The sequence below is a fragment of the Haloferax sp. AB510 genome (assembly GCF_024136985.1).
Lineage (GTDB): Archaea > Halobacteriota > Halobacteria > Halobacteriales > Haloferacaceae > Haloferax.
Genome location: NZ_JAMYJY010000035.1, coordinates 1 through 11,915 on the forward strand (window position 1 = coordinate 1; position 11,915 = coordinate 11,915).

Sequence of the window (11,915 nt, forward strand, 5' to 3'; positions counted from 1 at the left end):
CCACGGGCGCACACTCGGTCCGCTACGGCATTACTGACGCCTACACCGAGGAGTTAGCGGTGATTCTGGCCGACGGTTCGCTGATACACACCCGCGAAGTCGTCCTCGACAGCGACGAGTACGAATCCATCCTCGCCCAAGACGACTTAGAGGCGAACATCTACCGGACGGTTCGGGAACTCGTCGAGAACCACGAGTCAGAAATAGAGAACAAGTATCCGTCGCTCAAGCGCTCGGTGTCGGGGTATAACCTCCAGAAAGTCATCTACGAGAACGACGACGGCGAGGAGGTCATCAACCTCTCGAAACTGTTCGTCGGCGCGGAGGGCACCCTCGGCGTCATCGTCGAGGCGACCGTCTCGCTCGTCACCAAGCCGGACGAGACGGCGCTCGCGCTGTACTGCTTCGACGACCTCGTGGACGCGATGGAGGCCGTTCCGGAGGCGCTCGAATTCCCCGTCAGCGCCGTCGAACTCATGGACGACGAGGTGTTCCGCCTCGCCCGCGAGTCGGAGGGCTACGCCGAGTACGCCGAACCCATCCCCGAGGGGGCGAAGGCGGCGCTGATGCTGGAGTGGGACGACGAACTCGTCGACGACTTCGAGGCCGCGGTCGCCGATACGAACGCTCACTTCGTCGACTCGGGCGCGGCGTTCGACGTGCTCGAAGCCTACTCCGAAGAGAGCCAGGGTCGACTGTGGAAGCTCCGCAAGGCGGCGATTCCGCTGTTGATGAGCCTCGAAGGCGACCCGAAACCGTACCCGTTCATCGAGGACGCGACCGTCCCGCCCGAGGAACTCGCCGAGTACGTCCAGAAGTTCGAGGAGGTGCTGGAGGACCACGGCACCTCGGCCGCGTACTTCGCCCACGCCGGGTCGGGAACGCTCCACATCCGCCCGATTCTGAACCTCAAAGAGAACGAGGGCATCGAGAAGATGCACTCCATCACCGACGACGTGACCGACCTCGTCGTCGAGCACCACGGCGCGTTCTCCGGCGAACACGGCGACGGGATGGCCCGAACCGAGTTCAATCCGAAGATGTACGGCCCCGAACTCTGGGGCGCGTTCAAGGAGCTGAAAACGGCGTTCGACCCCGACTGGATGTTCAACCCCGGCAACGTCGTCTACCGAGACGGTCCCTCGGACCCGGGGCCGGACAGCGACCGCGGCGTCGGCGCGGACATGCGCGAGAACCTCCGGTATGGCCCGGACTACCAGTCCGTCGAGCCGCAGACCGACCTCGACTTCGACGACGAGGGCGGCTTCTCACACCTCGTCGAACTCTGTAACGGCTGTGGCACCTGCCGGCAGACCGACTCGAACACCATGTGCCCGACCTACCGCGCCTCGAAGGAGGAAGTCCAGACGACCCGCGGCCGGGCCAACATGCTTCGGGCCGCCATCTCGGGCGAACTCCCCGAGGACGAACTGTACTCCGAGCGCTTCCAGACCGAGGTGCTGGATCTTTGTGTCGGCTGTAAGGGCTGTAAGAGCGACTGCCCGACCGGCGTCGACATGGCGAAGCTGAAGTCCGAGGTGAAACACCAGTACCACCAGAAAGAGGGCACCAGCCTCCGCTCGCGGGTGTTCGGCAACATCGACACGCTGTCGAAAATCGGGAGCAAACTCGCCCCGCTTTCGAACGCCGCCGCGGAGCTTCCGGGAAGCCGCCTCGTGATGGAGAAGGTCCTCGGTATCTCCAGCGAGCGCGAGCTTCCGAGCTTCAGCAGCGAGTCGCTCGAGGAGTGGTTCGAGGCTCGGGGAGGGTCGTCCGTGTCGCCCGCCGACGCCCGAGGGAAGGTGCTTCTGTTCCCCGACACCTACACCAACTACAACTATCCCGAACCCGGCAAAGCCGCCGTGGAGGTCCTCGAAGCCGCGAACGTCCACGTCCGGATTCCGAGCGACCTCGAAGCGAGCGGCCGCGCCGCGTTCTCGATGGGGATGCTCGACACGGCCCGCGACCGAGCGCAGCACAACGTCGGGCGGCTTCGCCCCTACGTCGACGACGGTTGGTCGGTCGTCTTCGTCGAGCCCTCGGACGCGGTGATGTTCCAAGACGAGTACCTCGACCTCCTCGACGGGACGGGCGTCGAACTCGTCTCGGGGTCGGCCTACGGCATCATGGAGTACCTCGACGTCGTGCGCGCCGACGACCACCTCGACTTCGACGCCCCCGCCGAGACGCTGACGTACCACGGACACTGCAACCAGAAGGCGACGAACAAGGACCACCACGCGGTGGGCGTCCTGCGCCGCTCCGGTTACGCCGTCGACCCGCTCGACTCCAGTTGCTGCGGGATGGCCGGGTCGTTCGGCTACGAGGAAGAGCACTACGAACTCTCGAAGGGCATCGGCGAAATCCTGTTCGGTCAGGTCGACGAGAGCCCCGGCGACGTCGTCACGGCACCCGGCGCGTCGTGTCGCTCCCAACTCGGCGACAGACCCGGCGAGTCCCGCCCGCCACACCCCATCGAGAAGATGGCCGAAGCCCTCGACTGACCCGATAGCCGACAGCCGATAGCCTGACGCGACTCGCGAACCAGCCGACCTGACGCGACCCGCGAGCCACCACCGAACCCGCCGCTTTGCACCCGCGGCGACTCTTCGTTTCGCAGCCTCCCGCTCGCGGGGTCGGTATTCACGAACAGCGATAATTATTACTGACAGTAGCGGCTGCGTAGAGACGACGATGCTAGACGTACTGGAGACTGTCGAACTATCGACCGCGTTTTTCGCCTCGCTCGGCGCGCCGGGGCTGCTGCTCGTGGCGTTCCTGGAATTCTTCTTGCTACCCGTCCCGCCGGACTTGGTGCTCGTCCCGCTGTCGGCGGCGAACCCCGAGTTCGCGCTCCTGTACGCGGCCGTCGCGACCGTCGGGTCGGTGTCGGCGGGGCTGGTCGGCTTCCTCATGGGTAAGAAGGGGGGCCGGCGCGCGCTGGACTCGCGGTTCGCCGGCGAACGGGTTCACAAGGTGGAACGCTACTTCGAACGCTCCGGGTTCGTGACGGTCGCGTTCGGGGCGTTCGCACCGATTCCCGAGGGGTACGAACTGCTCTCTATCGGGTCCGGCGTGTTCGACCTCGACCTCCGAACGTATCTGGCGGCGTCGGTGCTCGGTCGCGGCGGTCGGTACACCATCGAAGCGCTGCTCGCGGTCTATCTCGGCGAGGCCGCCCGGTCGCTCACCGAGGTCGACGTGTACTCGATTATCGGCGTCGCCACCGCGGTCGTCCTCGTCGCGTACGTCGTCCGGAGTCGGTGGTTCTCGGACCGCTCGGCCGAACCGGTGCAGTAACTCGGAGAGGGTCGGTCAGGCGACCTCGTCGCCGCTTCGCCACTGGTCGATGACTTCGAGGAGCACCTCGGTTTCGAGGTCGTCGTTCCGCCAGTCGCTCACCGCGTCGGTCAGCCCCGTCGCGTCCACGATGTCACTGTCGTTCGCGTAGTTCGCGATGGGGTTCTCGACGACGAACGGAATCATCATCTTGTTGTCCTCGTGTTCGAGCATGTGGCAGTGCCACGGGAACTGCCCGGTGTACCCCTCGAACGTGGCGATTATCCGCACGCGCTCGCCGGGATCGACGCGAACGGTGTCTTTCGGACCCAGCTCGTTGGGGTCCGGCGGTTGCGTCCCGTCGGGGCCGCGGCCGATGACCCTGAAGGTGACCAGATGCAGGTGAATCGGGTGTCGCCCCCCCGACTCGTTCTGTAGTTCCCATATCTCGGTCGACCCGAGTTGCGGGTAGACGGGCGCGTCCTCGTCGCCGAAGACGTACCCGTTCAGGGTGTGCATGATGAGGTTGTTTTCAACGTCGACCTTGGTGCCCAGCGTCATCTCGCGAGTCACTCGTGCGTCGCTCTCGTCGTACGAGGTCGGCGCGGGAAGCGACAGATCCGTCGGGTCGGCGCTCGCGTCTTCGGGCGGCGTCTCGGGATCCGAGACGCGGAACTGGACGAGGTCGGTCAGTTCCGGACCCATGTCGGCCCCGTTGGTGAGCGTGAGCGTCTCGCCCGCGTGGTCGGAGAAGTCGACGATGAGTTCGCCGCGCTCGAAGGGCGTGAGCAACAGCGAGTCGAGGTCGCCGTTCGGGCCGATGGGGACGACCGATTCGAGGAAGCCGTGGCCGGGCGCGAACTGGTACATCGTCGGGACGCCCGACCCGCTTTCGCTCTCGAACTGGAGGTCGAACGAGCGGTGGTTCGCGCCGTTCAGGATTCGGAAGCGGTACCGACGCGGTTCGACCTCAACGTACGGCCACACGGCCCCGTTGACGACGGCCGTGTCGCCGAGGAACGCCGAGACGAACTCGTCGGGATAGTGCAGCGAGCCGTCGTCGTTGAACTCCTTGTCCTGCAGCAACAGCGGGATGTCGTAGTCGCCCGACGGCAGGCCGAGTTCACGCTCGGCGTCGGTCGTAATCGAGTAGAGGCCGAGGAGCCCGGCATAGGCGTTGAGCCGGGTGATACCCAGTGTGTGGTCGTGGTACGTCGAGGTGGTGCGCCCCTGTTCCATCGGGAGTTCCTGCCACTCCGAGTCGAACCGCGGGCCCTCGACCCCGCTCGGCGAGGTCCACATGTCGGACTGCCCGTCGTTCGCGGGGTCGACTTCCAGACCGTGGAAGTGGGTGACGGTCCGAACCTCCGGGACCGGGCCGTCGTAGCCGGCGTGGTTCTCCGTGGTCGTGCCACCGATTCGCTCGTCGACGTTGAACAGGTGGTCGCTCGGGAGTTCGCTGTTGTCGAAACGAACGTGGACCGGGCTTCCGGCGTCCGCCTCGATAGTCGGGCCGGGATACGACCCGTCGAACCCCCAGACCGTCGTCTCCGGGAGGTCCGGATGGAGCTGTTGGGTGAATTCGGTGACCGATATCTCGTAGGCGTCCGCGCCGTCTCGCTGCCCGTCCGGTTCCCGAACCGACGGAACCGGAAGCGGTTGCACGAACTTATCCAACGCCGGTGACGCCGCGGAGACGTTCATCGTCGTCTGCGGGAGCGTTCCGGCGATGCCGAGGGCTGCGCCTGTCTGTAGAAACCGCCGCCTAGACCAGTCTGTCATGATGGACCCTGAACTACGACTTGGGAGTTATTATATTAAATCTTCTGAATAACCGAGTTAGAGCCGAAAGCGGGAGCGGAGGGAATTCGAGGACGTGCGAGGGCGCGGGAAGACGAGTCGCCTCGTTAGCTCGTTCGTCGGCGCGCGAGGAGGACCGAGCCCATCACGAGCGCGGCGAGCGCGACCGAGACACCGAACCCGGGAACGGGCGTGTCAGTCGTGGTCGTCGCGGACGTGTTGGGGTCGGCCGTCGTCGTCTCGGTCGTTCCGTCGTCCGAGCCGTCGTCGCCGTCCGACCCGTCGGAACCGTCGTCCGAGTCATCACCGTCGTCGTCGCCGTCGTTGTCGTCGCCATCGTCGCCGTCATCTCCGTCGTTGTCGTCGCCATCATCGCCGTCATCTCCGTCGTTGTCGTCGCCGTCATCCCCATCGTCACCATCGTCGCCGTCGTTATCACCACTGTCGTCGCCGCCGTCGTCACCGCTGTCTCCGTCAGTGCCGACAGAGAGCGATTCGAGGCCGTCGACACTCATTTCCTTGTCGTCGGCGTCGAACTGCGCGAACCCGCTGAGTTCGTACGAGGCGTCCTCGTCCATGTCCTCACCGGCGGTCACGCGGTACTGGAGGGTGACGCTCTCGCGGTCACCGTAGGTCGCGAACAGTTCGTCGTTGGCGTTCCGCACGCCCGAGAAGTCCGCACCGTCGTCATCGACTATTTCGACCGATGCGAATCCGGGGTTGAACTCCTCGATGACGGTGAAGTTCGTCGCCTCACTGCCGGTGATTTCGACCGAGACGACGGTCGATTCACCGGGTTCGAGCGTCGTGTCGTCGGCCGACCGGGTGAGGACCCAGTTGTCGTCGTCGGACTCGCTCTGAACGTCGAGTTCGTCGGTGCCGCCGGTCGTCACCTCCGAGCCGTTCACGTCGGTGAAGCCGTCGAACTGGTAGGCCGTGCCGGCCGCGTCGTCGGCCGCGGTCACCTCGTAGACGAGCGTGACGCTCTCGCGGTCGCCGTAGGTCGCGAACAGTTCGTCGTTAGCGTTCCGGACACCGGAGAAATCAGCGCCGTCGTCGTCGACGATTTCGACCGAACCAAAGGCGGGGTTGAACTCCTCGATGAGCGTGAAGTTCGTCGCCTCGTCCCGGTCGACCTCGACCGTGACGGTGGTGGATTCGCCCGGCGCGAGGGTCTCGTCGTCGACCGAGCGGATCGCACCGGAGTCACCGTCGTCCGACGCCTGGACGCTGATTTCGGCGGTTCCATTGGTCGCCGACTGCGAGCCGTTCACGTCCGCGAAGCCGCCGAATTCGTAGACCGTGCTGGTCGTCGCGTCGTTGTCGGCGGTCACCTCGTAGACGAGCGTGGCCAACTCGCGGTCGCCGTAGGTCGCGAACAGTTCGTCGTTGGCGTCGCGTACGGCCGAGAAGTCCGCGCCGTCGTCGTCGACTATCTCCACCGAGCCGAACGCGGGGTTGAACTCCTCGACGAGCGTAAAGTTCGTCGCCTCGTCCCGGTCGAAGGCGACCCGGACCGTAGTCGATTCACCCGGTGCGAGGGTCGAATCGTCGACCGAGCGGACAGCCGCGCCGCCGTCGTCGCTCGACTCCTGCACGCTGATTTCGGTGGTTCCATCGGTCGCCGACTGCGAGCCGTTCGCGTCCGAGAAGCCGTCGAGTTCGTAGACCGTGCCGGCCGTCGCGTCGTCGGCCGCGGTCACCTCGTAGACGAGTGTAGCGAGTTTCCGGTCGCCGTAGGTCGCGAACAGTTCGTCGTTGGCGTTCCGCACGCCCGAGAAGTCCGCGCCGTCGGCGTCGACGATTTCGACCGAGCCGAACGCGGGGCTGAACTCCTCGACGAGCGTGAAGTTCGCCGCCTCGTCTCGTTCGACGGCGACCCAGACGGTCGCCGATTCACCGGGCGCGAGGGTCGCGTCGTCGACCGACCGGACCACGCTCGCTCCGTCGTCGGTCGAGACGTTGATTTCACCGTCGCCGGTCGTTGAGGCCCGGATGTCTTCGAGGCCGAAGTCGCCGTATCCGGTGAGTTCGTGGGTCGTCGCGTTCGCGTCGTCGGCTGCGGTCACCTCGTAGACGAGCGTGACGCTCTCGCGGTCGCCATAGGTCGCGAACAGCTCGTCGTCTGCGTTCCGCACGCCAGAGAAATCCGCGCCGTCGTCATCGACGATTTCGACCGACCCGAAGCCCGGACTCAGCTCTTCGACCACGGTGAAGTTCCCCCGTTCGGAGGCGTTCACCTCGACCGTGACGGTGGTGGACTCGCCGGGCGCGAGCGTCGTGTCATCGACTGTCCGGGTGAGCGTCCCGCCGTGGGCGTCCGCGGCGACCGGCGCGATAGCCGCGCCCAGACCGAGCGAGCCGAGCACCAAGAGGACCGCCATCGCGACGACCGGGAGGGCGTTTCGAAGTTCCGTCGACCGCTCCGGACGTGGTATGCTCGGTCTCATGACGCGGTGGTCAGGTCGGAGTTCGATGGAGCAGTCGTTCCGCGACCGGAGCGCGAAGTGGCAGTCTGCCGCTTCGCCTCGCCTCGGCGGGACGCGACCGCCGGCGGTGTCTGTTCGACTCGTCGGACAAGAGACTGACGTCTCGTGCGCGCGCTATCTCTGGATGGGGATAGCTCGCTCTCGCTGGAAAGCATGCAATCAGCGTGTGAATCGAAAGCTCCATGCAAATAGTTAACGATTATCTGAGAAGCGTTTCCGAGCGTGCGGACCGCGACGCCACTCACGCGACGTCGCTCGCGGGAATCGATGCCGTCAGCGGCGGTGTTCGGTGCGTCTCTCGCCGCGGATTTTTGCCGAATCGCGGCGCTTCAGCGGACGTATTCGGCCAGTTCGTCTCGCGCGCGCCGGGCCGCGTAATCGGGTTCGTCGGGGTAGGTGTACAGCTCGAACGTCGCGAAGCCGTCGTACCCGATGTCGTCGAGCGCGCCGAAGACAGGTTCGAAGTCAATGTCACCCTCGCCGGGGATGAGGTGGTAGTGCTTCCCCCCGCGGCCGCCCTCGATGTCTTCGAGGTGGATGCCCGTGATGCGACCGGCGCACTGGCGGATGCTCTCGGCCGGGTCCTCACCGCAGACGGCCGCGTGGCCGACGTCGAAATTGACGCCGAGTGCGTCGCTTCCCACGTCGTCGATGAGCGTCAACACCTCCTCGGTGTCCTCAACGAGCAGTTCCGGTTCGAACTCGATACCGAGGTCGACCCCGACGTCCTCGGCGTACGCCGTGAGTTCGTCGAGGGAGTCGAGCAGGTAGTCGTAGGCCTCGCTCGGCGGCGTTCCGGGGAGCGGCGACCCGCTCGCGACGCACGCCGCGGGCGCGTCGACCAGCGCGGCGAAGTCGAGCGCGGCCTTCGTGTACTCGATGCGCCACCGGCGCTCTTCCTCGTCGCCCGAGATGAGCGACGGGTCGAAGAACGCCGAGGGTGGCGCGTCGTCGTAGTAGCCGCAAGTCGTGTTCGCGTTGACGTTCGACACGGCGAGTCCGGTCTCGTCCAGCGCCGTCTGGACGCGCTCGCGGTCGGTCTCGTCGAAATCGGCGAGGAACGCGTGCGGCACGTCCGCCAGTAGTTCGACCCCGTCGTAGCCGTGGTCGGCGATTCGTCTGATTGCCTCCGGCAGGTCGAAACGCGAGTACGCGTTCGTAGAGAAGGCTAACTGTACCATACATCGTGGTACGGTCACGCATGAATAATTGTTTTGGTACTGCCAACCACTCGGGGTCGAAAAGCGTGGACCGAGCCGCCGAGGCGTCCCGCCGATTCACGACACGTCGAACACCGACGAGAGGCCGACCGCGGGGACGACGAACGCCGCCGCGACGACGCCCCACGCGGGACTCAGCAGTCCGGCGACCGCCGCGTTGAACACGACGAGGCCGAGGACGCAGGTCCCGACCGCGGGACCGATAGTGCCCGGTCGGGGGTCGGCGTAGGCGGTCAGGAGGTCGCGGCCGGTCCACGCCGCGAACCAGACGAGGAGTCCGCCGGCCACGGCGAGCGTCGCGGAGTCGCTCGGGCCGATACCGACCGCCGCGGCGGCCACGACCACCGACCCGACGGCGAGTCCGACACCGGCCATTCCGACCAGCACCGCCCCCGAGTCGCCCGCGCCGGTCTCCGACTCGGCCATGTACGTGACGCCGGCGATGTAGAGCGCGACGACGACCGGCACGAGGGACACCCACGTCGGGGGCGTCGGAGCCGAGGGCGACCCCGCGACGACCGCCATGCCGAGGGCGACGTTCGCACCTCGACAGCCACCCATCGCCGCGAATCCGAGTGGCGTGTCCTTGAGCGCGCCGTCGTAGAGCGCGACGAGGAGGCCGAGGACGGCGGCGACGACACCGGTGGTCGGTCCCCCGGCCACCGCGGCGACGACCACGCCGGCACCGAGGAGCGCGACGCCGAGATTTCTCGCTCGCGTGCGTGACACGTCCCCCGACGGAATCGGGCGCTCCGGACGGAATCGGGCGTCCTCGTCGGCGTCGGCGTAGTCGTTGAGCGTCGTGCCGGCCGCGTACAACAGCACCGAGGCGAGCGCGACGCCGGCGAGCGACGAGAGCGGAACCGACGGGCGGCCACCGCTGACCAACACCGCTCCGAGGATGACGTCAGGCGGCGCGGTGAACAGGTTCGGGACGCGGACGAGTCTGGCGAAGCTCGCGAGCGAGCGTCGAAGGCCGGCAGTCGAGGGTGTCTCGTTCGTTCGGTTCATCGTCGGTCAGTCGCTGGGTCGGGTGCTCGCGTTCGAGCGAGGCGGTCAGGCCCACCCATGGGCTTCGAGGTACTCCATCGCAGTTCGGGCCGTCTCCGCCGCGGTCTCCTGATAGGGGTACAGTTCGACGGTGACGTAGCCGTCGTAGCCGGTCGCTTCGACCGCTTCGAGGAAGCCGTCGATGTCCATCGCTCCCTCGCCGAGTTGGGTGTGTTCGTGCGTTCTGTCCCCTGGGATGTCTTCGAGGTGGTAGTGCGGCGTGTGGGGCGCGAGCGTCTCCACCAGTTCGACCGGGTCCTCGCCGACCGAGTAGAAGTGTCCCGCGTCGAAGTTACAGCCGATTCGGGGCGAGTCCACGCGGTCGACGAGGTCGAGGAAATCCTCGGAAGTCTCGATGAGCAGGTGGGGCTCGGGTTCGACCAGCACGTCGACGCCGAGCGTCTCCGCGACATCAGCGACCTCGCGGAGCCCCCAGATGAACGCGTCGAGCGCGTCCGCCCGTGACATGCGCTCGGGGACGGGCCCTCCCGGTGGAATCGAGATACTCTCGGAACCGAGCGCGGCCGCCGTGGCGAGCGCGTGTTTCGTGTGCTCGACCCGTGCCTGTCGGTCCTCGGCCGCGAGTTCGACGAACGAGGGGTGGTGAAACGCTTCGGTGTCGCGGTTGAACGTCGCCGCCCGACTCTCCGCGGAGGGCTCGATGGCGCTGAGCATGAACGCGTTGCAGTTACTGACTTCGATACCGCAGTCGTCGAGGAGCGTCCGAGCGCGTTCGAGGTCGTCGCCATCGGCCGTCCCCGGAAACAGGTGCGGGTCGTCGAGCAGGATTTCGACGCCGTCGTAGCCGGCGTCGGCTATCGCCTCGACGCCTTCGGTGAAGGTTCGCTGCCGGAACGCGTTCATCGAGAAGCCGAACTCCATCGGTCACACCTCGTAGTGGAAGTTCGGCGACTGGCCGAAGAACTCCCGGGGGTTGTCGTAGACGACCTTTCGGACCTCGTCGCGATCCCAGCCGCGGTCGAGCATCTTGTCGCGGGCCTTCGGAACCGCAAGCGGGTCCGAGGGGTCCCAGTCGGCGGCGCTGTTGAGCAGCATCTTGTCGGTGCCGTACTCCTCGAGGATGTCGATGGTCGTCTCGGCGTCTATCTTCCCGGGGTAGAGGGTGAAGCCGAGCCAGCAGTCGGTCTGCAGCGAGATTTCGACCGTGTTCTCGGTGTTGTGGTCGATGACGATTCGCTCTTCGGTCACGTCTTCGTCCTGAATCATCTCCACGAGTCGCTCGGTCCCCTCTGGCTTCTGGGTGTGCGGGGTGTGGATGATGACCGGCAGTTCGCGCTCCTCCGCCATCCTAAGCTGGCGTCTGAACGCGTACTCCTCGGCTTCGGTCCCCTGGTCGAGCCCGATTTCGCCGAGTCCGACGACGTGCTCGCGGTCGAGGTACTCGGGGAGGCCGTCCATCACGGCCTCCGCCATCTCGGGATAGTTCGCCTCTTTCGGTTCGAGGCCGACGGTGACGTAGTGGTCGATGCCCGCCGCCCGCTCGGCCCGGTCGGTCTCGAACTCGATTATCTGCTCGAAGTAGTCGAAGAACGACGCCGCGTGCTGCTTGTCCGTCCCGCTCCAGAATGCTGGTTCGACACAGCACTCGACGCCCGCGAGCCGTGCGCGCTCGTAGTCGCTCGTCGAGCGAGACACCATGTGCATGTGCGGGTCGATAATTGGTATCGACATGTGACCTACCTCTCTGATGGTAGTTAATCATTGTTTCGGTGGATTCGGTGACGGCCGCGGGACGGGGGCGAAACGACCGGCCGAAGCGGCCGGGCAACGCAACCGCCAGCGACAGCGGAGACAGCTATTTACTCGTCCGCGCAGACCCCGTAGTCGCATGCCTGAACACTGTCCGTTCTGCGGCGAGCCGATAGAATCGAACCGCGTCACGCCCGAGGACGGCCGCCCCTACGAGGAGTGGCGCTGCATCGACTGCGACGAGACGTGGCGACACCCGGAAGAGACGGTCCTCGACCGGAACCTCGACTTCAGCAAACACGGCGACCAACTCGACAGGCGGGACGCCGACACCTCCCTCGATTGGTGAGCGGTCGCTCGCTGGCAC

Annotated in this window: 9 protein-coding genes; 3 read left to right on the forward strand and 6 right to left on the reverse strand. The window is 66.1% G+C overall.

The window, feature by feature from the left end; genetic code table 11:
• On the forward strand, positions 1-2,504 hold a 2,504-nt coding region (locus NKF06_RS08800), incomplete at its 5' end, for an FAD-linked oxidase C-terminal domain-containing protein (protein ID WP_253245175.1).
• A 190-nt stretch (positions 2,505-2,694) separates the two neighbouring features.
• A complete protein-coding gene (locus NKF06_RS08805; protein ID WP_004971785.1) occupies positions 2,695-3,300 on the forward strand; it encodes a YqaA family protein in 606 nt (201 codons plus the stop codon).
• A 15-nt stretch (positions 3,301-3,315) separates the two neighbouring features.
• Here NKF06_RS08805 and NKF06_RS08810 read toward each other — a convergent pair whose 3' ends face one another.
• The 6 genes from NKF06_RS08810 to NKF06_RS08835 all read right to left on the reverse strand — a co-directional run bounded on the left by NKF06_RS08810 (position 3,316) and on the right by NKF06_RS08835 (position 11,503).
• The gene (locus NKF06_RS08810; RefSeq protein WP_309142121.1) at positions 3,316-4,983 is read right to left on the reverse strand and encodes a multicopper oxidase; all 1,668 of its coding nucleotides are present in this window, start codon (positions 4,981-4,983) and stop codon (positions 3,316-3,318) included.
• A 203-nt stretch (positions 4,984-5,186) separates the two neighbouring features.
• Positions 5,187-7,529, reverse strand: a complete 2,343-nt coding sequence (locus NKF06_RS08815; RefSeq protein WP_253245177.1) for a PGF-CTERM sorting domain-containing protein — start codon at positions 7,527-7,529, stop codon at positions 5,187-5,189.
• A gap of 368 nt (positions 7,530-7,897) precedes the next feature.
• A complete protein-coding gene (locus NKF06_RS08820; protein ID WP_253245178.1) occupies positions 7,898-8,749 on the reverse strand; it encodes a sugar phosphate isomerase/epimerase family protein in 852 nt (283 codons plus the stop codon).
• A 96-nt stretch (positions 8,750-8,845) separates the two neighbouring features.
• A complete protein-coding gene (locus tag NKF06_RS08825; RefSeq protein ID WP_253245179.1) occupies positions 8,846-9,799 on the reverse strand; it encodes a UbiA family prenyltransferase in 954 nt (317 codons plus the stop codon).
• A 45-nt stretch (positions 9,800-9,844) separates the two neighbouring features.
• A complete protein-coding gene (locus tag NKF06_RS08830) occupies positions 9,845-10,720 on the reverse strand; it encodes a sugar phosphate isomerase/epimerase family protein (RefSeq protein ID WP_042664435.1) in 876 nt (291 codons plus the stop codon).
• Between the two features lie 3 nt (positions 10,721-10,723).
• Positions 10,724-11,503 carry a TatD family hydrolase gene (locus tag NKF06_RS08835; protein ID WP_253245188.1) on the reverse strand — a complete coding sequence of 260 codons (780 nt, stop codon included), beginning with the start codon at positions 11,501-11,503 and terminating at the stop codon, positions 10,724-10,726.
• Positions 11,504-11,687: 184 nt separating this feature from the next.
• Here NKF06_RS08835 and NKF06_RS08840 point away from each other — a divergent pair, with 184 nt between their 5' ends.
• Positions 11,688-11,897, forward strand: coding sequence for a hydrogenase expression protein HypA/HybF (locus tag NKF06_RS08840; protein ID WP_253245180.1), 210 nt, complete (start codon positions 11,688-11,690; stop codon positions 11,895-11,897).
• The last annotated feature ends 18 nt before the right edge of the window (positions 11,898-11,915 follow it).